Below are 22907 nucleotides of genomic sequence, written 5' to 3'. Positions count from 1 at the left end.
GGGTTGCAGGCTACAGCCGCAACGGCGTGGGTTCTGTACAACTATTTACACGCGTGCTTAATAATTTCTGCACTTATTTTTTCGAGGGGTAACATAGCGCTGGCGGCACCTAGTTTATAGGCGGCCCCTGGCATGCCCCAAACAACCGACGTTTGCTCATCCTGAACAATTGTAAATGCGCCCCTTTCTTTTAGACGTAATAAAGCCTGTGCGCCATCAGCGCCCATCCCCGTTAACATAACCCCCACCGCAAGCTTGCCGGCAGCCGCATTAACAGAATCAAACAACGGCTCAACCGATGGCCTATGGCGGTTAATTTCAGGGCCGTCGTCTAACATACAAACATAACCACTTCCCGCACGCCTTATACGAAGATGTGAATGCCCAGGCGCAAGATAGACATGGCCCGCTTCAATCGGCTGTTGGTGCGCGGCTTCGTGAACACTAACGGCCGAACACGCATCCACCCGCTTAGCAAAAGATTGGCTAAAAGCCGCAGGAATGTGTTGAGCAATAACAATGGGGGGGGCGTGCTCAGGTAAAGCAGAAACAACGCATTTAATAGCCTCTGTCCCGCCTGTTGAGGCACCAATAGCGCAAATAAAACCCGCTTTAGCGCGACCAGACATCGTCACGCGTGATTTCTTAGGCTCGCTAGTTTGAGAAAAATGCGCCACATTTGCCTTTGCCGCCCAAAATACCTTCTCACAAATATTCTTACCGTACTGCTCAAGAGCGTGCGGATCATCCCCTTGAGGTTTCGCCACATAATCAATAGCGCCAATTTCCAGCGCTTCTAAAGTGGCTGGAGCACCAGCTTGGGTGAGTGTCGATATCATCACCACTGGCATAGGGCGAAGGCGCATTAAATTTTTCAAGAACACAATGCCATTCATTTTAGGCATTTCTATATCAAGCGTAATCACATCTGGCGAGAGCTGCTTAATTTTTTCGCGAGCTTCAAAGGGGTCGTTTGCAGTCCCTACAACTTCTAGACGGCGGTCTTCATTGAGCAAAGCCGTTAGCAATGTTCGAATTAAGGCCGAATCGTCAACGATTAATACTTTTATTTTTTTCCGTTCCAAGGGTATTCACCTTAACGTGGTTTAAAACCAGGAAAAATTTCCTACAACACTATTGGGCATCTCTAAAAATGCACTTTTTCCGCGATAGCGGCGTCAGCTCCGTCCTCGAGTCCTCATTTACACCACGTAAACTGCGGCTCTCCGGGCGGTGCTTCCTTGCTCTCACACAAAAATTACTATTTTCAGAGGTGCCCTATTAACAAAACCTCTAAAACAGCTCTATATCGGTCGAAGTAGGTTTTGCCATAGAATCGAGATACTTTTTCTCTTGTTTTGAGACTTCTGGCGCTCTTTCTGTTTTCAATTTTTTCATTTTTACATTACCCGTCTCAGGGAAATACAAAACCTTGCGCGGGTAAATATCACCAACATCTTGCGCTTTAAGTCGTAAACCTTCGCTTGCAATATACTGGGTAATAAAATCAATGTTTTGCTTGCCCACATCAATATTGGTCATACCGGCAAGCACCCTGCCGCCACCAAAAACTTTCACTTCTAAGCGATCTTTTCGCCCGCCAAGCTTTAAAATCTCGTTCACCAAATATTCCATTGCCCAATTACCGTAACACAGGGCTGGGTCCATCGCCGCAGTACGGGATATACCCGTTGCGCCAGATTGTAAGGGCAACATAAAGTGGTTCATGCCGCCAACCCTAGCAATTGGGTCGCGAACACACGCCGAAATACAAGAACCTAAAACCGTACTAATCATTTCTGTGCCGCCTGATACATAACACTCACCAGGCAAAATTTTTGCGGTAACAACTTGATGCGTTGGATCCCAGAATCGTTTGATATGCTCAAACCCTTTTGGCGCCTTGGGCATTTGGAATGGCTTAACGGAATGACTCGACATACACGTTACTTCTTTTGGTACATCGTTTTTCCCAACGAGGTGAAATCGTTGGAAACGCGGTTTAAATTCTCGGAGTGACCAATAAATAGATAGCCGCCTTCAGCTAACATTTTATGGTAACGTGCGAACAGTTTTTTTTGTGTTTCTTGATCAAAATAGATAACAACATTTCTGCAAAAAATAATGTCGAACGGCCCTTTCATGGGCCATTGATGCAGCAAATTAAGCTGCTTAAAAGCAATTTTTTCTTGTACATCTTCGCGTATTTTTATTTCCCCGGTACTTGGATTTCGCTTTAAATAGCGGGTGTACTCATTGGGTATTCCTGTACAGCGGTCTTCCTGATAGATTCCGCGGCGACCTTTGTCAACCACATTCGAATCAAGATCTGTCGCTAATATTTTAGCATTCCACTGGCTAAACCCTGCCGTTGCCGACAGCGTCATTGCAATACTATAGGGCTCCTCACCCGTAGAGCAGCCTGCAGACCATATGCGCAGCCGCTTAGACGCCATATTTTTTCGAATAATATTGGGGAAAGCGGTTGTTTTTAAAAAATCAAAATGATGGTTTTCACGAAAAAACGCCGTCAAATTTGTGGTAATGGCGTTAATAAACTCATGTAATTCAGGGGAATCTTCCGATAATAAATTGCAATAATCATCAAAAGAACTTAAACCTAATGCCCGCAAACGACGCGCCAAGCGGCCATAAATCATATTTTGCTTGTGGTCCGAAAGTGTAATGCCAGTTAAGTCGTAAGCGATATCTCGAATATGTGCAAAGTTGGCATAGGTCATCGTAAATTCACGGTTACCTTGGCTCGGCGCTTCAACGCGTTTACTCACTCCAACCATAAAACACACTCTATTAAAGCCATATGAATACAGAAACTACCAATGCCTGCGCAATAGCCTTAAGCTATTGCACAAATTTGCTCAGCCCTAAAATTCTTCCCAGTCATCGTCTGACTTAACCGATTTACTGGGCTGAGGCGTAGAGACCTTGCGCGATACCGATGGCGATGACGCCGCTGGGGCCGGAGAGCTAACCCGATAACTGGCCGACATCCCACCGCCAGCGCCAACACTAAAAAACTCCACAACTGCGTTCATTGTTCGCGCTTGATCCGCCATGGCTTGGCCCGCAGCCGAGGCTTCTTCCACTAATGCGGCGTTTTGCTGCGTCATTTCATCCATTTGTGAAATAGCGGTATTTACTTGCTCAATACCACTTGTTTGCTCTAGTGCGGCGGCAGCGATTTCCCGGATCATACCGCCAACCTTCTCAACCGACTCAACAATTTCTGACAGGGTCGCACCAGAAGCATTCACAAGTTCGCGACCATCTTCCACTTTAGCTACGCTATCGCGAATAAGGTCTTTAATTTCTTTTGCGGCACCAGCTGAGCGCTGCGCAAGGTTTCGCACTTCACCAGCGACTACCGCAAAGCCGCGACCTTGCTCGCCAGCGCGCGCAGCTTCAACCGCCGCATTTAATGCCAACAAGTTAGTCTGAAAAGCAATCTCGTCGATAACGCCAATAATATCGCTGATTTTTTTGCTTGCGACATTAATGTCTTCCATCGCCTGTATGGCTTTGGATACCACTTCTCCGCCACTGCGCGCCTTCACTTTTGCATCATCAGAAAAAGTATTGGCTTCCTGCGCATTAGTAGCACTTTGCCTTACCGTAGAAGTCATTTCTTCCATGCTGGAAGCGGTTTCTTCTAGGGAGGAGGCTTGCTCTTCTGTGCGCTGGCTTAAATCGGCATTGCCTTGTGCAATTTCATTTGCAGCGGTAGATATTGCCCCGGATGAGGCTCTAATTTTACCGATAATTTCGGTCAGTTTATCGGCTGTTAAGTTAGCATCGCTTTTTAGCTGGCCAAAGGCACCTTGATAATCGCGGGTAATGCGCTCTGATAAATCGCCTTTTGCCATCGCACCTAACATGCGTAAGACATCGTTCAGCGAAACCTCTACGGTCGATACCAGTGTATTTAATCCCTTACTTAAATCTGCAAAAAAGCCCGATTTTCCGTCCAAGCTTAACTGACGGGTAAAATCCCCACCCATGGCCGCTTCCAACATGCCATCAATTTCCCGCTCTATATTGATTTCAGCGGTTTTATCGGCCCACTCAACAACAGTGCCTGTACGTTCACCATCAACCAATATTGGTGTCGCGATCACAGAAAAGTGCCGGCCTGCCACTTCCGCTTTGCCCTTATAAGTTGTGCGCAAATTTTGAATTAAACCTCGTTGATGCGCTGGGTTTTTATGGAAAATATCCATATTTTTACCCAGCAAATCGTTAGCATTAAAATCGCGAAGCTCTTGTCTTAAATCTTGTTCGGCGGTACGCATCATGGATTGCACCGAGTCATTCATGTATATAATATTTGCATCGTCATCGGCAATCATGACATTGGCTGTAACCGCATCAAGCGCTTGCCTTACACGTGCGTTTTCAGAGGACAGATTGCGCTCTCTTTCAAGGGCTGCTAGCTCTACCGTACGATCCTTCCATTCGACTACAGTGCCGGTCCGATTTCCTTGTTGATCAAACAACGGGGTAGCAATCAAACCAAAGGTGAGTGATGCGACATTAATATCGGTGGTATAGGAGGACGTAAGCCCTGCTAACATACTGCGCTGATGGGCAGGATTTTTATGGAAATCATCAATACAAGAGCCCATAAGGTTGCGCGAATCAAAACCGGGAATAGCGCCTTGTAATTCCTGCTGTCGATTTTGCAGCATTTCGGATACTGCTTTATTCATATAAATAATATTAAGGTCTTGGTCGGCAACCATCACGCTTGTATCACATACATCTAATGCTTGCCGAATGCGTAGGTTCTCGGTCGCGATGGCCTCGGCCTCTTCCTCTTTGGCAAGCTCATCCGTTTTATCCTGCCATTCCACTAATGTACCTAAACGATTACCGTCTTCATCACACCAAGGTGTCGCAATTAAACCAAATGTCAATTCGTTTAATTTCAAATCGGTGCTATAAGGTTTCTGCAGGCCCCCTAACAAATTGCGCTGGTGCGCAGGATTTTTATGGAAGGTATCTACGTTGGTACCAATTAAACTATCCACACTAAAATTAGGTAAAAGCGCTTTAAGTTCTGTTTCACGCGCGCGCAACATGGCTTTAACAGTATCGTTCATATATACGATATTAAGATCGTTATCCGCCAGCATTACATTGGCTTGGCATTGCTTAAGCGCATCGGCATAACGGCTATTTTGTGCATTCTTTTCTTCTTGCTGCTTTCGCTCGGTAGCATCTTTAGCAAAAACAATAATACTATTGACACCACCACTTTTATCCATAACCGGTACAAAATGCAGCAAACACCAAACTTGGCCGCGGGGGGTTTGGCTTGGCATATAAACTTCTGCCCCCTCTCTGATAGTATGAGAGCGTGAATTATCTACAATTTTTTTAGCGATTTGTGCATCGCTACAATAACTATCTAGCGCAGTATCAATCACGGAATCTGGCTGCAAACCCAATAAATTACAAAAGTAACGGTTAACGCTTTTGATAAGTCCCGAGTGCGCATCCATTTCGATTACGCCCTGCGCATGATTAAGCGCATCCAATACTGCCGAATGTTTACCGCCGCCTAATAGTTGTGAAATCGCATTCATGCCAATATTCCTCTCATATTCCTGAGATAATTTTATGCGCTTAATGCGCTTTTAAGTTCAGCCAGACTAGGTAACTCTTCAGTCGTCAGCAATTTATCGATATCTAATAAAATAACCATTTTTTCGTCAACGGTAACCAAGCCCTGAATAAAATCGGTATCAATACTATTGCCTAAATCAGGAGCGCTGCGCATATCACTGCGCGATAAGGTATAGACATCCGATACGGCATCTACCACAATACCCATGACCCTAGCGCCTTCTTGTGTTCGCACTTTTAGGACAATCACAACAGTTACAGCGCTGTACTCAATGCCATCTAGGCCAAAGCACTGACGCAAATCGACTATAGGCACAATGGTGCCACGAAGATTTATTACGCCTTTTATCTGCGAGGGAGCATTAGGTAATGGCGTGGTTGGTTCCCAGCCTCTAATCTCTTGTACGCATAAAATATCTACGCCATACTCTTCATCGTTCATAATAAATGTAAGGTATTGCCCAGAAGGTGCAGCATCTGATTGCCCATCAATACCTGATTCTATTTTTTCAGCTTGCATACGATTACCCTATGCCGATTTCCGTAAAGAATTTTGTAATACGAGTTGATCAGCGCCTGCCAATCTAACAACACCAGGCACATCGATAATCAGCGCAACCCGACCATCACCCAAAATGGTTGCCCCCGAAATACCTTCTATACGCTGATAGTTTTGCTCTAGGCTTTTAATAACAACCTGCTGTTGCGCCATAAGCTCATCCACTAGCATTCCAACTTTAAAGCCATCACATTCAACAACCACCATGAGTGAATTGTTGCAATCAACAATTTTTTCGTTACCAAAAGCTTCGGATAAATCCACAATAGGAACATATTCATCGCGCAATTTAAAAACACTGCAGCCGCCGGCAATATGGTTAACAAGCTCTTCGCGATACTGCATAGACTCCACAATGGACACCAACGGGAAGATGTAAGTATCGGCCCCTACGCGCACTAATTGGCCATCCAAAATAGCGAGCGTTAGCGGTAAACTAATGCGAATTTTAGTGCCCTCACCTTTTTTGGATTGTATTTCCACAACACCGTTGAGCGCTTGAATATTGCGTTTAACAACATCCATCCCGACCCCGCGGCCAGATAAATCACTCACTTGTTGCGCAGTAGAAAATCCAGGCTGAAAGATAAGGTCAAAGATTTGTTCATCACTAAAAGTAGCGGCATCCGTTTCATTGACTAAACCGCGCTCGATACCCTTCGCGGCTATTTGCGCCCTATCTAGGCCGCGACCATCATCAATAATTTCGATAACAACGTTGCCACCTTGGTGGTAAGCGTTCAGCGTTACCGTACCCGTTTCGGGCTTGCCATTCGCTATGCGGTCTGCCGAGGTTTCAATACCGTGATCAACAGAATTGCGAACCAAATGCACCAATGGGTCGCCTATTTTTTCCATCACGGTTTTATCAAGTTCGGTATTTTCGCCTTGTAAAATGAGGTCTATTTTTTTATCGAGCGTTTGACCTAAATCGCGCACCATGCGTGGGAAGCGACTAAATACAAAGCTAATTGGCAGCATCCGTATACGCATAACACTTTCTTGTAACTCACGCGTATTTTGTTCTAACTGGCTTAAACCTTCGATAAGCTTAGGCAAACTTTGAATATCAAAATCTGACCCTAACTGCCCCAACATCGACTGTGTAATCACTAGCTCGCCAACCATGTTAATCAGGCTGTCGATCTTATCGATACCCACTCGAATAGACGATGATTCCGACGAAGCTTTCTTTTGTACCGGCTTTGCGGCAGCCTTATCAATAGTTGGCGCGGGGCTATTTGAGGCTGGCGAATCGGAAGGTAATGGTTTTTCTGGTTCGAGGGCTGTAACTGCCTCAGGTGTTGAAATGGATGCTATAGGTTCTGCTGTGGTAGGAGCAGGCAGTGCACTCGAATTAACAGCTTCTATATGAATGTCGCCCTCACCTGTGACCCATTCAAAAACTTCGTCTATTTCACTTTTGCTGGTTGGCCCTAACAGCTCTATATCCCAAGATATATAACACTTTTCGCTATCCATCAATTTAAACGAGGGCAGCTGCGATGCATTAAGCGTACACGTGACCATTTCACCCAAGTGAGACAGCTCGTTCAGTATTCGCAATGGGTCATTGCCCGTCTGAAATAAGTGCGGATATGGCGCAAAGTGAATACGCCAACGATGTTCAGAAGCACCAGAATCGGCGAGATTATTTTCGCTAGAGCTAATCACAAGCTCGCAATCATCTTCAACCCACTCAAAAACCTCGCGAATAGCAAGCTCTGTAATGCCTTCACCTTCTATATCAACCTTCCAGTGAAAACAACAATCTTCAGCAACAAAGCGATCGAGGCTAGGAATATCCCCTAACAGCTCTATTGACGAATTTTGTGCTAATTCGCATAAATCACGAATTAAACGCAATGGGTCGTTGCCTGTTCTAATAATGCTAGGTTCAGGCTTAAATATAATCTCCCAGCAACCCGCATGCTCGCCAGCACAATCTTGCTCGCTATTTTCAACGGTATTGCTTTCACCTAAAACCGCTTCCAGTGCAGCTTGTATTTCTATAGCCGCTGGCGTGTACTCATTGCGCTCGTCCTGAATTAAAGACAGCATTTCACGCATACAATCAACTGAACGCAACAACAAGTTAACTTGCTCTGTTGTCAATCCGCGAGAGCCCGACCTAACTTCGTCTAGTAATGTTTCTAAAACATGCGTAAAGCTAGCCAGCGCACTAAAACCAAATGTACCGCCGCCGCCTTTAATAGAATGCGCACTGCGAAAAATCGTATTGATGACCTCGTCATCAATGGATTCCACGTCGAGATCCATCAGCGCAGATTCCATAGCATCTAAGCCTTCTACGCTTTCTTCAATGAATACCTGATGGAACTGTTTTAAATCGACAGCCATTACACTTACCTTAGTTTTAGTGCTGTTAGAGCATTATATTCAACAGCATATTTAACGACTTAAGCTTTTATAAAACCTTACCAATCGTTGCTAACAACTGGTCGGGGTTAAAGGGTTTTACAATCCACCCTGTTGCCCCAGCAGCTTTGCCTTCCATTTTTTTGTCGGCACTGGATTCTGTGGTCAACATTAAAATCGGTGTGAATTTATAGGGCGCTAAGGTACGCAGTTCTTTAATTAAAGAAATGCCATCCATATTGGGCATATTAATATCCGAAATAACGAGATCGACTCCCGATTCCTGATTAGCCAGTTTTAATGCTTCCACCCCATCCGACGCTTCAATCACATCATGACCAGCACCTTTTAATGTAAATGAAACCATCTGTCGCATTGATGCAGAATCATCCACGGCGATTATTCGTGCCATACCCTATCTCCACACGTTATTGAATATCTAATTTTGTATGCATGCCAAGTAAGCGAGCGCCACCGACAAGAACGTCCGAAGGCTCATCCCAGACCCAAGATATTTGCCTTTCTTTGGCCGCCTCCTTGGCCACCAGCAGCAGTTGCAAACCAGCGGTATCAACCCGGCGCACATCCTTTGCGTGGGCAATAATGCTGTCATTTTTTTTATCGTCTACAAGGGTTTCTAACTGCTCATGTAAGGCTTGTACATGTGCCACAGTTAAATTCTCTGGCAACTCAAGCTCAACGCTTTGTGACATACTATTTCCTCTGCCGTGTAATGGTGGCAATTCCTGCCCTACGAATAATCATTGCTCCCCCCCTAATTTACATCATAGAATTTCGAGGTAGCCGTAATAACATAATTGTAGACGTAGATTATTCTTACGCTAGGCGCTTAACACGACAGAAAAGCATGAACTTAACTTGCTTTTATTCAGTTTGCTGCGTAAACGCACAATGCTTACCAGCAGCAATAAAGAAGGGACTAATAATGAATTTTATGAATAAGTAGAGTCACACTGTCGCAGATCTATAACAGCTTTAACGATTAAATCGCTTTAGTGTTCTAAAAAAGTATTAGGCAATTAAGAACAAAGGTAACTATTTAGGTGGGTGCGAAACAATAGTCGCCCTAAAGGCGAATCGATTGTTTTCTGGGTATTCAAGCATCTGGAACGCTTGCATAGCGGCCTAGAAAATGATCAGTTTGCGGACCTATTTGAGCATGGCTGAATAGTTACGAACAAAGAAGGTGTATCCCCGAAGAATAAGCTTACATATTCCCGTGCGTGGCCAATTACTTTTGCAGGTGCAGAGATAGTGCTTCTAATTTTTCAGGGTCGTCATCAACAAAGCGAACAACAACTTTAATGCCTCGGCTGGCCGGTGTAGGTTCAACCGCTAAAACGCTATGCACATAACCATTTAATGTTACGACGAGCTGCCCACTTTCATCCGCCAAATCAACAACTGCCTGATCGAATACCGTTGGGGTTTTGTCTTGGCGCACTAAAAAACCCGCTAACGATTGCAAAGAAACTTCTCTTACCATGCAATCTTGTGGCTCACTACCGGCAAAACGCAACACAGCTTTACCCTTAAAGGCGGGCAACGCATTTTTTTTCGCAGCCGAGGAAGGCTTAGCGGTACGGATGGAATTAGCCTCAGCGGGGTCAGGCGAAATAGTTTTAGGAGAGCCGCCCGTTAATACGCCCAAAGAGCTAAATGCCGAGGCTTTTTGATCTGGATCTTGGCCGAGTTTTAATGGAATGTTTAGCTTTTTAAGCTGTTTAGCGACTTTGCGGGTGAGTTCTTCCGGGGTGAATGGCTTCGATATGTAATCGTTAACACCCGCTTTAACAGCAGTCATTACATGGTCACGATCACCACGACTGGTAATCATAATAAAAGGAATACTTGCGCTAGCGGGGTTTTCGCGCACCCACGCCAGCAGCTCTTCGCCACTTAAACCGGGCATTTCCCAATCGGATAAAATAAGGTCCGGTAGTTTTTGTTTAATCAGTGTGCGCGCTTTCGCGCCATCGGGGGCCTCGTATAGCTCGGCCCCGTGCAGCATTTGCCGCAGCGTACGCTTGATCATATCGCGTACAAAAGTGGCATCGTCTGCCACTAGGATTTTTATTGGCATTAGCGCCCACCTCACCGCAACAGGTTTTACCTAAAACGGCTTAAGGCTGGGCTATTGTTTACGTGTAAAAACCCACTTATTGCCTGAGGTCATGGCTTCGTTAAAAGCATAACCCTCAACATCAAAAGCCTTAAGGTCTTCAGGATTTGTTAAAGCATTCTTAATACTATAGGCGCTCATTAGGCCTCGCGCCTTTTTCGCGTAAAAGCTAATGATCTTGTATTGGCCATTTTTGTAATCTTTGAACACCGGCTCAATCACCGTTGCTGCTAACTGCTTCACCTTCACCGCTTTGAAATACTCGCCAGAGGCCAAGTTAACCACGGTATCGGCCTTCAGTTTTTTAAGCTCGGCATTAAGGGCTTCGGTAATAATATTACCCCAAAAGGCGTATAAATCTTTTCCGCGCTCATTACTCAGCTTTGTGCCCATCTCAAGACGGTATGGCTGTATTAAGTCTAACGGGCGCAATAGACCATAAAGGCCAGACAAAATACGCAGGTGCTTCTGGGCAAAAGTAAAGTCTGCGCGACTAAAGTGAGCCGCATCGAGCCCTTGGTAAACGTCGCCGTTGAACGTTAAAGCAGCTGGCCTTGCGTTTTCGGCAGTAAACGGCTGAGACCATTCTTGAAAGCGCTGATAATTTAAAGCACCCAGCTTATCCGATAGTTTCATCAGTTCAGACACATCGTGTGGCGCCAAGGTTTTTAGCTGATCGATAAGCACTTGAGCATGGTCAAGTAGGCTAGGCTGAGTCGCGCGCACGCTCGGTAATGCCGATGTTTCATCAAGGTTTTTTGCCGGCGAAATTACTAATAACATAAAAGAAACCTTATTGTGGTTTAAGGATGTCTTGCCACCAATTTAATGGTGTTTGGCCATCGTCTTGGCTGTAAACATTGCTGTATAGCCACTGGCTACCTTCGCGCATGCCCTCATTTAAAATGGACTCAATCGTTTCGAAGCCGCAACTGACATGAATGCTGTATACCAGCATGCGCGGTGTTTCTATGTCGAGGTCACCACCAAGCTTTTCGAGCTTAGGGGTTAATAGCTCTGCAACTGGGCGTATATCGGCTTTGCTGTATACCCGAATGCATAAATTACCACCGCGTTGAATCAACTCGAATTGACCACTTTCTTTATCGAGTTTCACTACATCGGCGCTAGCCAAACCCTTTACAAATGCCGGTGAGCGAACCAGTTGGCAGGCATCGTCATCGCGTACACGCACCTGTAGCTTTTCGGCTACCGACTTACCATCGGGCCCTATGCCCGCGTACATTTCAATCACACTTAAAGAAGACATAACACACTCTTTTGCCAAAACGGCGCATTATACGTCAAAGCGCCCGCTTACGTGCTGTAGCGCACCTTTTTACAATTTGTAACAGACGCTTTCGTACGCGCGCGCTAGGCTTGCTGCAGATCATAAAAATAGCAGGAGCGAAACTCATGAAAACCCGTAATGCCTTAAGCTTATTAACACTGAGCATCAGTGCTGTGCTCGTTGGTTGTGATGGCGCAACCATTACCATTGAGCCCAACCCAGAGCAATGCGATACACCAATGCCCGCGACCTGCTATATGGTCAAAACTAATCCTGGTGAGTGGGTTTACGACACCCTTAGCCAATGCGACGTTATTCCAGATGGCGCCGTTCAAGACGGCAAAGGCGCCTGCGCCGATGAAGATGCAGTAGTTGATATCTGCGATAGCCCCGAACCACCGCCGGGTGCCGCACCCACCTGCTTTGCCATAACCCCAGATGCCAGTGAATGCCCCCTTGGCAATTGTGCTGTGGAATACCGCTTCACTGATTTCTGCGGCGTACGCGACGAACAGGCCGAAATAGTCGAGCAAGGTTATTGCGATGGCACAATACAGCCGCCCGCACCAGAAACCTTATGCGCGCAAATCAATGGCAAGACCTATTATACCGAGACCCTTGAAGAAGGTGGCGCCACGCAAAACGGCATCAATAAAGCACACTGGAGCATTCACTTTGAAGATGGCGAATTAAACCTTTTTCAATCTGATTTTGGTATGGCGGGTAGCTATGTTTGCCGTGACGAACAAATGATTATCACCGTGAATGGCGGCGACATCTCTGAACATATCCTGACCTTTGAAAATGGCATTGAGAGTTTTGAATTCAACCCAGTTGGCGCAGAGCCGCTAACTTACATCTACAGCGAAAGAAAATACGACAGTGGCGCCTGCGGCAGGGTAAGCGGCAACCGCTACAGCACACCACCCGACCCGAACGCTCGCCCGCTAGAAGGCCCAACCTTTTTGGATTTTAACGATAGCCCAAATAGCGTGATTTTTGGTTATGGCGATATTCGAGAGGCTGGTCATTACGACTGCCAGCTTGGCGAGCTACACATTCACACACAAAATCGCATAAAACCTTTGGTTATAGAGGTTAACCGGCACGGCACCACTGCGACAATACTGGATGAGCATAACGTGAAGCTCCCCATTGTGGACGACAGCCCTGTAGCCTGCGATCAACGCTACAACCCCGTATGTGCCGCGTTTAATACAGGCATCCAGTGCGTTACCACACCATGCCCTACCGAGGTTTATAAGACCTACGGCAACCGCTGCCATGCGGAGGCCGATAAATCGGCGGTTTTATTTGATGGCGAATGCGGCAAACTAGAAGGTGAACTCGTCGGCGGGCAAAGTGTTGCATGCCCCGCTGTCTATATGCCGGTTTGTGCAAAACACGCCACCAACACCGTGTGCATTACATCGCCCTGCGAAAGCCACGAGTACAAAACCTTTGGCAATGCATGCGCTGCCGGCGCAGCTTTAGCAATGACGACCTTCGAAGGTAGCTGCGACACCTACGGCATAGAGGGCCTTGTATCTTTCCAGCAAGAGCCTATTCGCCTAGACATGCCACAGGCTGCAGGCTTCGAAGCTAATCTGGTGCGCGCCTCTATTGATGGCAATATTCTAACGGCCACAGTAAGCTATTCTGGCTGTAATCAACAGGCGGTTCACTTTAATGCCAGCACCGCTGGTATTAAAGCATCTGGCGAGCTAGTTGTTCAGGCAGAAAACTTTTTCACAAAAGACACTAACGACGCCTGCGAAGCGGTTTTCACTACCGAGCAAAGCTTTGACCTTGCGCCCATTGCAGCGGCTTACTTTACCCAATTCCCAGATCGCCCAGAGGGCTTTGTTAACTTCCCAGGCATCGGCACTTACAAGTTTTAGCCCGCCGCAGCCGGCGCCGACTCTATTGATTGGCGCCGGCACTGAGGATTTGCCCCTTTAAGGTGGTGCCTAGCCACACATTCCCCTAACATAGCGCCTCATTCTACCTGCAAGAGATTGAGGCGTTTTTTATGACTGCCGCTTTGGCCATTACAGGCCTTCAAAAAACCTACAGCAACAGCTTTACCGCATTAAAGGGTATCGACCTAACAGTGCAGCCCGGCGATTTTTTTGCCCTACTTGGCCCCAATGGCGCGGGTAAATCCACTACGATTGGCATTATTAGCTCGCTCGTAAAAAAAACGGCTGGCCAGGTTTCCATTTTTGGGTGCGACATAGACACCCAGTTCAGCGCTGCCAAACAACACCTAGGCTTGGTGCCACAAGAATTCAACTTTCACATGTTCGAAAAGGTTTCTGACATTGTGATTAATCAAGCCGGTTACTACGGCATCCCCAAGACGCAAGCCACGCGCCGCACACAAGAGCTACTCCAACAACTGGAACTTTGGGATAAACGCGACACCCCGGCGCGCATGTTATCTGGCGGCATGAAAAGGCGCTTAATGATTGCCCGCGCCTTGGTGCACGAGCCAAAACTTTTAGTACTCGACGAACCCACAGCAGGAGTAGATATTGAGCTGCGCCGTTCTATGTGGGAGTTTTTACAGCACATTAACCAAGCCGGTACAACTATTATATTAACCACCCATTACCTAGAGGAGGCAGAGCAACTGTGCCGCAATATCGCCATTATTAATAACGGTAATATTATTGAAAACACCAACACTAAAGAGCTACTTAAACGCTTGGATAAAGAAGTGTTTATTTTTGACAGCAACGCCTTACCCGCTGTTATTCCGGCACTAAACGGTTACGACATTACACGTGTCGACGCGCATACGCTCGAAGTAGTTATTCAAAAAGGGCAAGCGCTGAATACTGTTTTCGACCACTTAAGCGCACACCAAATTACAATATCGAGCATGCGTAATAAAGCTAATCGGCTCGAAGAGCTTTTCGTTAATTTGGTCAACAAGGGGGTAAAATGAACGCACAACAGACTTGGGTTGCCTTTGTCACGCTAGTTCGTAAAGAAGTAAAGCGCTTCACCCGCATTTGGGTGCAAACACTATTGCCACCTGTTATTACCATGAGCCTTTATTTTATTATTTTTGGCAAATTAATTGGTGAGCGCATTGGCGAAATGAGCGGCACACCCTATATCGCATTTGTCGTACCGGGCCTTGTGATGATGGCTGTTATTAACAATAGCTACGCCAATGTGGTTTCTTCTTTTTTTAGTGCTAAGTTGAATCGCAGTATTGAAGAACTGCAGGTCAGCCCTACCCCTAGCAGCGTAATTATTGCCGGCTATGTTGCCGGTGGTGCGCTGCGCGGATTAATTATTGGTTTATTAGTCACGGCGTTGTCATTCTTTTTTACCGACATTCACCTTCACAGTATTGCCATCACTCTTAGCGTGATTGTACTCGCGGCTATATTGTTTGCGCTTGCAGGTTTTATCAACGCCACTTTCGCCAATAGTTTTGATGATATTAATATTATTCCAACGTTTATACTGACCCCCCTCACCTATTTGGGCGGTGTATTTTACTCTATCGATATGCTCCCCACATTTGGCCAAGTGCTTTCACAATTCAACCCGATACTGTATTTAGTGAATAGCTTTCGCTACGGCATGCTAGGCATTAGCGACATAAACATTGCCGCGGCCCTTTCCGGCCTTATATTTACCGTTATTATTTTATACGCTGCGTGTTGGTATTTACTTGAGAAAAGCCAACGCTTAAGACAATAGGATTATGCAATGACAAACAACAACCGCTTTGGCCTTGAGCTTGGGTTAGGCAAGCAACAGGCGTATCAAGACCAATACAACCCAGCCTTATTGCAGCCTATTGCGCGTGACATTTGCCGGCAGCACCTTGCCGTCAATACATTTAATGGCGTAGACATATGGACAGGATACGAGCTTTCCTGGTTAGATCTTACCGGCAAACCCCGTGTGGCTATTGCCGAGTTTAGCTTTCCTGCTAATAGCAGCCACATTATTGAATCTAAATCGTTTAAATACTATTTAAACTCATTTAATCAAACACCGCTCAATGACGATGAGCTTGCACAAAAATTAAAACACGATTTATCACTTGCCGCCGGCGGCGAAGTGGGCATTAGCATTACCGCCGTAAACGACTACCAACACCCACCTACTCAGTTAACGCACTTTACCTGCGTAGACGATTTAGCTTTGGCCTCGCCCTGCTATACGCCGTCTCAAAACTTATTAATTGCGCAGCCAGCTTGCGTCGACAAAAACCTTTCCCAGCGCTTAAACAGTCATTTACTCAAAAGTAATTGCCCGGTGACAGGCCAACCAGACTGGGCGAGTGTATGGCTTGAAATTGAAGGGGCGCAGCTGCACGAAGAAAGCTTTTTAGCCTATATAGTGAGCTACCGGGGGCATCAAGATTTTCACGAAAATTGCGTAGAGCAAATGTACTGCGATATTTGGCAAGCACTAAAACCTACATCACTCTGGATTTATGCGCGCTACACGCGCCGCGGCGGGTTGGACATTAACCCCTTCCGCTGCAGCCATACGCAACAACCACCAGCAGTAAAAGCAGCGCGGCAATAACCGCGCTTAGCGCTTTTTAGTGGTGATGCCCGCCCAAACCATGCGCGTGACCATGAGACATCTCTTCAGGCGTTGCCTCTCGCACATCGCGCACAACAACATTAAACGTTAGCGTCTTGCCCGCAAAGGGGTGATTAGTATCGATCTGGACCATAAATTTACCAGCTTTTACAATGCGGGCATCTCGCGTTCCACGTTCGGTATTCACTTTAACTAACATGCCTGGCAGCAGGCGCTTATATTTACCCACCAAATGCTTGACTGGGACTTTTTGCACAGCATTGGGCTGAACAGCGCCATAGGCTTGCTCTGGCGCTAAAGTCACAGAAACCTCGTCACCTTCTTCGTGCCCTTCTAACGCCTCTTCTAAACCCGCCAAAATATTTTTATGGCCATGAAGATAAGCCATTGGAATGCCTTCGTCGCTTTGCTCTAGCAAAGCGCCACCGTCCTCGCTCAGTTGATAACTAATAGTGGCTACAGTATCTTGTGCAATTTTCATGAAAAACCTACATCGTTAAAAAGCGCAGAGTATAACGATTGTTTTTCATAGGGGCGAATATAGAAAAGCCATAAACCGATTTATTGCAATGTAAAAAAGGCACCCCACCCTACAGCACATCACCACGATTTTGCGAAGGCAAACCAAATTCACTTAAGTTCAAGCCCGCCAAGTTGCCTATGTCACGAAATAAATCCGCATTGGTACGACTACTCGCCGTAGTACTCCACCGCAACTGGGGCTGCAGGGCGCCATTGGCATCTTCACGCAGCAAGGCTCTCGCCTCGGTTTTACCCAGCCTTTCTGGCTTTATGACACGCCCTACATTTAAATGGTTACCGCCACCGACCATCAAATGCCCTTTATTAATGAGGTTGTGCTTACCATCACCCACCTCTCCAGTCATCACTATTAATGTGTTATCCAGCAAGCTGCTGCCATCAAAGTCTGTGATCTGATCCAGCGCATTCGCGAAATTTACGATCGATTGTGAAAATTCTCGACGCGTATCCCACCAAGTATCCGTCACCGCATGCGCGTGGGTGTGATGAAAGTCTGTAATACTGTGGATATCGCCAATACCAACAACCCCAGTGGTTGTCAGGCCGTTGGCGAATGCGACTTTCATCATATCAAGGTAATGGTCTAGGTCCTCTAGCCTGCTTTGCCCCTTAACCGGCATTGCACTTAAACGCTCTGAACCGCTATAGCCTGCCGCTGTTTCGTTTTTACTTTCCAAGTGCTCTACGGCTAATAGGTAGCGCTCAAGTTTATCTTTTTCGGCCAGCGGGACTGAATCTAACTGTCGCTGCGCAGGCGCCCGTACAAACTGAAAAACTTTCGACAGCATTTCAGCCTCTTGGCTTTGTACGCTCTCACCGCTTAACTCAGCATCGGTTAAGTTTTTAAATAGGCTGTCGTAAGCAGAAATGGCCGTTGTGTAAAACGGCAAGATTGTCGAGTTGTGATCAAAGCTGAGCGGATGGTATTGCACACCCCAAGAACGGTACCCGGCCGAAAAACGGTACGCTGGCAAGCCGCTTTTTTGTTCCAGCAAATAATCGATAGACGGGGTCACCGATAAGGGCATATGGCCATCAAACGCTGAGCTCGTCACACCATAAGGCACTCCACCGGTTAAAATATCGGCGTAGGACAGGTCATGATTATTGCCCCACTCACCAAGCCCCATGAGGCCATCAACAACGGTACACTGACTTTTAATACTATTAAAAGGGTCTAAGCCGTCTGGAAAGGCAAAATCTTCACCCTCGACCGTCATCGGGCGATTACTCGTCCCCCAACCATGCTGCAAAGCAACAAACAGTACCCTTAGCGGCGCCTCTGAAGTAGCCGCCAAGAGCTGATTGACTTTGGTCATAGGTAACAAACCCACAACACCCAAGCCTTTAATTAAATTGCGGCGGCTAACTGTCTTTTGTGTCTTGTTCATAAATCACCTATTGACCTTGCTTGCGCTTGCCGAAACTTTCGAGCTGAATCAATGTATTTAACAGCGCGCTTACGCTGCCGTCACCTTCACCCAAGTGGTGCTGGTATTTTTCCAGCTCACAGGCGTTGCGCTCGAGATCTTGCCCTAAAAAGTTTTCCAGGAAGCGGCGCGACACACACCCGCTCATTTGCGGTGACGCCATTAAGGCTTCGGAATATTCCGCACTGGTGCTGTACATCAAGACATGCTCGCCCACATTATCGAGCACGCCCGATGCGTCAATTGCAACAACGTCTTTTTCAACCGTGCGATAACGGCCAATAGAATCGAAGTTTTCAAATCCAAAGCCTGCTGGATCGATGACTTGGTGGCAGCTGATACACGCCGCCTGGGCGCTGTGTGTCATTTGCAGTAAGTTGCGCTCTGAGGTTAATAGCACATCAATGCCATCGGGCACGGGAACAGGCATAACATCATCAGGTGGATCGGGTAATTCCTGACACAGTAATTGCTCTAAGGCAAAGACGCCACGCTTCACAATACCGGATTTTGCCAATGTTGAGTGCACGGACAAAAAGGCTGGGTGATTCAATACCCCGCTACGCTCAGTCGCATCCAATGTGGTTTTTGCTAGCGCGGCATACTCAACATCGGCATTAAAGAGGTAGTCGATATTGCTGTTAAGGTAATAGTCACTCCCCCCAAAGACACCCACCACGCTGGCACCACTGGCAATGTTATCAATTAACATTTGCTCGGCACTGGCTAAAACATCTGCCCTGACGGTTTCGGTAAAGTTAAAGCTGTCATCTTTAGGCCGTGAAAGCACCAAGTCTAATTTGAGGTAATCTTTGTACACTTCCATCATGGCCGCACTGGCGCGATCATCATCAAGCAACCGCGTGACTTGCTGCTGCAGTTCTTGCACAGTCAGTGGTGAGGCTTTATCGGCCAATGCCAACAAGGTGTCGTCCGGCGTAGTATTTAATACCGCGTAAGATAATATGCTGACAATTTCGTAGTTCGTGAGTGCTTGCGCATTATTTTCAAGCACCCCAATCTCGCTGCGAAACAGGAAGTTGGCACTCATAAATAATGCATTAATGGCAAACTCTAATTGGCTTTCGTTGTCGGCAATATCTGCCAGTGCCGCGGTGAACTCCGTGACCTCGGCAGTCGACAACGGCCGGCGCCACAAGCGCTTACCGTAAGTTTGAACAACATCCAATACGCACGCATCGTTCGCCGCTTGCGCACACGCCAGCACAGTAGGCTCAGAGGCTAGCGCGGTACTTGCCACAGCCTTCGAGGTCTCGAGCAAGCGCTCCATATTAAGGTTGTTAACATTTAAGCGGTCGGCGGTGTTATTCATGCCAATCAGCTTAGCGCCATCTTCCATATCAGGCCAAATATCGGCAGCAAAACGATCGCCGAAAATATCGACGATTGAGTTTTTAATTTGCGTTTGCGACAACCGGCGCAGCTTGGGCTCTAATAGCTCATCTTGCAGCTCACAACTCGCCATTTCAGAAAACTCTTTCACTACCGAAGACGCCGCTACAAGGCTGTCGCCGCGGTAAAACTCGACGTGTAAACGCTCAAGATCGTCTAACCCGCTAGCGGCAATCGTGACATTGGCCGTGCCGTCCACACAAGTCACCGATTCTTCGTGAATCTTGGCGTATTTCCCCTCGTCAGAATACGCATCCATCAAGCCCAAGCGCGCTTGAATCATGCCTTCGGTATGCGAGGAGGCCACAATGTAAACCTGCTTAGGCTCAAAGTTGAGTGTTTTGGGGAGGCCCACCGCTGGCGTCTCGCAATCATAGCAGCCGCCTATTTTTAAGGTGTCGTTCTCGTAGGCAACCCGCAAGCGCGCAGGTGTTGGTGTCACCCCGCCTTCAACGGGGTTTGCCACAATACGGCGATAGCCATTCAATACACCTACACCACTATCTTCCGCTAAGCCTTGGCGACCAGACCAATGAATAAACACCATTTGCCCCGACAAATCATCACCATCAGTAACCAATAAGCCCACCTTGGCAAAATCGTGCTCGATTCCATTAACAGAAAGGACATCCAAGGTTAAATCTAAGGCGCCATCTTCAATCGGCATTGCTAGGGCGTTGAAAAAAATGCTGTCTTGCCAAAAATCGATACCTTCGCCAGCCAGTAAAAAAGTTCCATCATCAAGTACTGTTGCGATATCAGTAGCACCAACAAAATCAACGCCACTTTGTCGCGAAGCGATTCCCGAAAAGGCATTTACTGTTGTTAGTTCTATTTCGGCGGGATTACGTAAATGCAATTGCAGCTGATCGCCACTATCACATGCCAAGGTTAATTCAGCTCCATTTTCATTTAACGAAAAATGGTCAATAGAAACAGAACCATCAGTAATCACCTCAGGTTGTTTTTTACCCAATGATTTAACCCAAGCGAACACGGTGTTGTAATCATCACGCGTAAAAGCTTTAGTTTGCGCTGCATTATCGAGTGGCATATCAGCATCTTCACCACCGTAATACTTCATTCGTCGTAATAATAAAGAGTTCTCTGGGTTCAGCTGATTAATATAGCCTTCACCGCTACGCGCCTGAGCTAAACGCCAAGCTTCATCACTATCGTATTCTTGCCATTTTTTATGCAATCCAAAATGGCAATTGGTGCAATGCTCTTCAATAATTTTTAATGCTGCAACGGCATCAACAGTTGGCGCAGTCGCATCTGGGGCATCGCCTTCTATTGAATTTCCTGACGCAATACTGCTGGAAGAATTTACTTGACGATCTGAAGAGGCGCTTTCTATACCTACACCACCGCAAGCATAAAGCAATAAAGACAACACTGTAGACAGTTTTATGAGGCAATAAGCCCGTAATCACTCAGCTCCTCGTACACATTACAGACTTTAATCGATTTCAGGTTTACACCTAACCTCTCAAAAACTCTTGAGAGCAGATGCTGGTTGGACTTTCGTCGCTTCCAGCTCGCTATCGATATGACCGTTTTCTCAGCCGTTTGTTTTTTATCTCTATCCTCAATTTTTAATAGATTGAGAGCCGTTAATGATGCATTGACCTGATTATTGATGGCCTCCGAACGGCGTGATTGGCAATGTGTCAAGCCGGTGTATTGTTTAGCATCTCTGAATAAAAATTCTATTTGAAATCGAGCCCTGTAATACGTCAATACTGTCAGTGCGTCTAAATTTTTATCTGTCGAGAACAATATCGCTCTTGTCGATACAGCTGAATCCGACGATCGAAGAAGCACTACACGTACCTCACGCTTCAATGAAACGCTATACGCGATGGCGCTGTATATTTCAGTGTTATTTTCATAGAATCCAATGTACTGAAAGCGCGATAGATCATTTTCAAAATTGATTTTCCCTTCGTATTGTTTGGGCCGCCCGCAGCCCGAGTATTCTCCCTGATAAAGCCATTTTAAATTTGCATCGACTCGTAGCTTGCCGATCATGTGCAGCCCTGAATTCACAACGCTGTTCACAAATTTATACTTGCTATAAAAAGAATCAGCGGCTAGATACTGAATCTCTAAACGCTTCAATTCATCTGCCATATCGGCAGCATGATCAGCATAAAGATCAGTGCGTGTTTTACCTTCTGTATCGATGGTTTGCCGCGCATCAATCGAGTAAGCCGTATGACTTTTAATATTCACTGCGCTAATGAGTGACGTTTCTAGTCCTCGCTCACTAGCACCTTGCGCACCGTTATAAAACCAGCCTAGCCCCTCTGTCTTTTTACCTGACTTTTTCATGAAGCTAGCGTCAATGGCTGCAATATTTTCCTGCGACCGCCCCAATGAATGCAAGAGAAGCTCTGTGTTGAATTGCGCAAACGGAAAATCACGTCGATACCAACGCGCGAATCGCTTCTCACTCATGTCGCTATAGCGACTCATATTTCTGAAAGTCGCTCGACCGTGAAATACAACCAATGTGGCAAGCAGGCCAGTCATAAATACACGTTGAGGCTTATTGATACTAGGCATTAAACTGAAAATAGTGTTTACTAGGTCTGTCATGGGTAAATCTTGTGGGTTGTTTGATGTCAGAAACCAAATTATCTCAAAATTTATCCATGACACCTAATAACATAGCAAAATTCTATACCCTTCCTGCCGACCCTACATGACCACTTTGGGCCTATTTGGGTGCCTAAAACTGTCCGAAGTGTTGTAAAGAGATACACAGTAAAAAGGCGGTTCTATTTATTAATGCCATGCAAACCTCACAAGAAAATATTTTTATGGCCGCTAATATCAACACCACAACGCATACATAAAACACGAACATTACGACACACTACTTTTAACTAAGCTAGCAGCGAAGCACTGGCA

19 protein-coding genes are annotated in these 22907 nt (G+C 46.4%); 4 read left to right on the top strand and 15 right to left on the bottom strand.

The features are described from left to right. Nucleotides 1-41: 41 nt before the first annotated feature. The 11 genes from MARGE09_RS12940 to MARGE09_RS12885 all read right to left on the bottom strand — a co-directional run bounded on the left by MARGE09_RS12940 (nucleotide 42) and on the right by MARGE09_RS12885 (nucleotide 11997). Entirely contained in the window at nucleotides 42-1085 is a 1044-nt protein-coding gene (locus tag MARGE09_RS12940) for a protein-glutamate methylesterase/protein-glutamine glutaminase (protein ID WP_236982512.1), read from the bottom strand. Nucleotides 1086-1293: 208 nt separating this feature from the next. Continuing rightward, a complete protein-coding gene (gene cheD / locus MARGE09_RS12935) occupies nucleotides 1294-1941 on the bottom strand; it encodes a chemoreceptor glutamine deamidase CheD (protein WP_236982510.1) in 648 nt (215 codons plus the stop codon). Nucleotides 1942-1946: 5 nt separating this feature from the next. Beyond that, nucleotides 1947-2798 (bottom strand): CheR family methyltransferase, encoded by an 852-nt coding sequence (locus MARGE09_RS12930; protein WP_420828069.1) that lies wholly within the window; start codon nucleotides 2796-2798, stop codon nucleotides 1947-1949. A gap of 87 nt (nucleotides 2799-2885) precedes the next feature. After that, entirely contained in the window at nucleotides 2886-5606 is a 2721-nt protein-coding gene (locus tag MARGE09_RS21635) for a methyl-accepting chemotaxis protein (protein ID WP_275068722.1), read from the bottom strand. 32 nt (nucleotides 5607-5638) lie between these two features. Continuing rightward, a complete protein-coding gene (locus tag MARGE09_RS12915) occupies nucleotides 5639-6166 on the bottom strand; it encodes a chemotaxis protein CheW (protein ID WP_236982508.1) in 528 nt (175 codons plus the stop codon). A 9-nt stretch (nucleotides 6167-6175) separates the two neighbouring features. Continuing rightward, nucleotides 6176-8566, bottom strand: a complete 2391-nt coding sequence (locus MARGE09_RS12910) for a chemotaxis protein CheA (RefSeq protein WP_236982507.1) — start codon at nucleotides 8564-8566, stop codon at nucleotides 6176-6178. A 67-nt stretch (nucleotides 8567-8633) separates the two neighbouring features. Continuing rightward, entirely contained in the window at nucleotides 8634-8996 is a 363-nt protein-coding gene (locus MARGE09_RS12905; RefSeq protein ID WP_236982506.1) for a response regulator, read from the bottom strand. Nucleotides 8997-9012: 16 nt separating this feature from the next. After that, entirely contained in the window at nucleotides 9013-9297 is a 285-nt protein-coding gene (locus tag MARGE09_RS12900) for an STAS domain-containing protein (protein ID WP_236982505.1), read from the bottom strand. 539 nt (nucleotides 9298-9836) lie between these two features. Beyond that, nucleotides 9837-10688, bottom strand: coding sequence for a response regulator (locus MARGE09_RS12895; protein WP_236982504.1), 852 nt, complete (start codon nucleotides 10686-10688; stop codon nucleotides 9837-9839). 51 nt (nucleotides 10689-10739) lie between these two features. After that, nucleotides 10740-11510, bottom strand: a complete 771-nt coding sequence (yaaA, locus tag MARGE09_RS12890) for a peroxide stress protein YaaA (RefSeq protein WP_236982502.1) — start codon at nucleotides 11508-11510, stop codon at nucleotides 10740-10742. A gap of 10 nt (nucleotides 11511-11520) precedes the next feature. Further along, nucleotides 11521-11997, bottom strand: a complete 477-nt coding sequence (locus MARGE09_RS12885; protein ID WP_236982500.1) for a DUF4265 domain-containing protein — start codon at nucleotides 11995-11997, stop codon at nucleotides 11521-11523. Nucleotides 11998-12143: 146 nt separating this feature from the next. On the opposite strand from MARGE09_RS12885, the gene MARGE09_RS12880 reads away from it, so the two are divergent. The 4 genes from MARGE09_RS12880 (at nucleotide 12144) to queF (ending at nucleotide 16581) form a co-directional block, all read left to right on the top strand. Further along, entirely contained in the window at nucleotides 12144-13919 is a 1776-nt protein-coding gene (locus MARGE09_RS12880; RefSeq protein ID WP_236982498.1) for a hypothetical protein, read from the top strand. Between the two features lie 131 nt (nucleotides 13920-14050). Beyond that, nucleotides 14051-14971 (top strand): ABC transporter ATP-binding protein, encoded by a 921-nt coding sequence (locus MARGE09_RS12875; RefSeq protein WP_236982496.1) that lies wholly within the window; start codon nucleotides 14051-14053, stop codon nucleotides 14969-14971. Further along, nucleotides 14968-15741, top strand: a complete 774-nt coding sequence (locus tag MARGE09_RS12870) for an ABC transporter permease (RefSeq protein ID WP_236982495.1) — start codon at nucleotides 14968-14970, stop codon at nucleotides 15739-15741. Before MARGE09_RS12875 ends, MARGE09_RS12870 begins: the two co-directional genes overlap by 4 nt. Nucleotides 15742-15750: 9 nt before the next feature. After that, nucleotides 15751-16581: an NADPH-dependent 7-cyano-7-deazaguanine reductase QueF gene (gene queF, locus MARGE09_RS12865; RefSeq protein WP_236982494.1), complete on the top strand. Its 831-nt coding sequence runs from the start codon at nucleotides 15751-15753 to the stop codon at nucleotides 16579-16581. Between the two features lie 16 nt (nucleotides 16582-16597). On the opposite strand, the gene MARGE09_RS12860 is transcribed toward queF, so the two are convergent. The 4 genes from MARGE09_RS12860 to MARGE09_RS12845 form a co-directional block, all read right to left on the bottom strand. Beyond that, nucleotides 16598-17083 carry an FKBP-type peptidyl-prolyl cis-trans isomerase gene (locus MARGE09_RS12860; RefSeq protein ID WP_236982493.1) on the bottom strand — a complete coding sequence of 162 codons (486 nt, stop codon included), beginning with the start codon at nucleotides 17081-17083 and terminating at the stop codon, nucleotides 16598-16600. A gap of 109 nt (nucleotides 17084-17192) precedes the next feature. Next, nucleotides 17193-18536 carry a DUF1552 domain-containing protein gene (locus tag MARGE09_RS12855; protein ID WP_236982127.1) on the bottom strand — a complete coding sequence of 448 codons (1344 nt, stop codon included), beginning with the start codon at nucleotides 18534-18536 and terminating at the stop codon, nucleotides 17193-17195. A gap of 7 nt (nucleotides 18537-18543) precedes the next feature. Continuing rightward, a complete protein-coding gene (locus tag MARGE09_RS12850; RefSeq protein WP_236982492.1) occupies nucleotides 18544-21387 on the bottom strand; it encodes a DUF1588 domain-containing protein in 2844 nt (947 codons plus the stop codon). A gap of 11 nt (nucleotides 21388-21398) precedes the next feature. Further along, nucleotides 21399-22592 carry a transposase gene (locus MARGE09_RS12845; protein WP_236982491.1) on the bottom strand — a complete coding sequence of 398 codons (1194 nt, stop codon included), beginning with the start codon at nucleotides 22590-22592 and terminating at the stop codon, nucleotides 21399-21401. Nucleotides 22593-22907 lie beyond the last annotated feature (315 nt).

It is taken from the genome of Marinagarivorans cellulosilyticus (genome assembly GCF_021655555.1).
Classification (GTDB): domain Bacteria; phylum Pseudomonadota; class Gammaproteobacteria; order Pseudomonadales; family Cellvibrionaceae; genus Marinagarivorans; species Marinagarivorans cellulosilyticus.
Note: the sequence above shows the minus strand (reverse complement) of the source record. Positions and strands in the feature narration are given on the sequence as shown.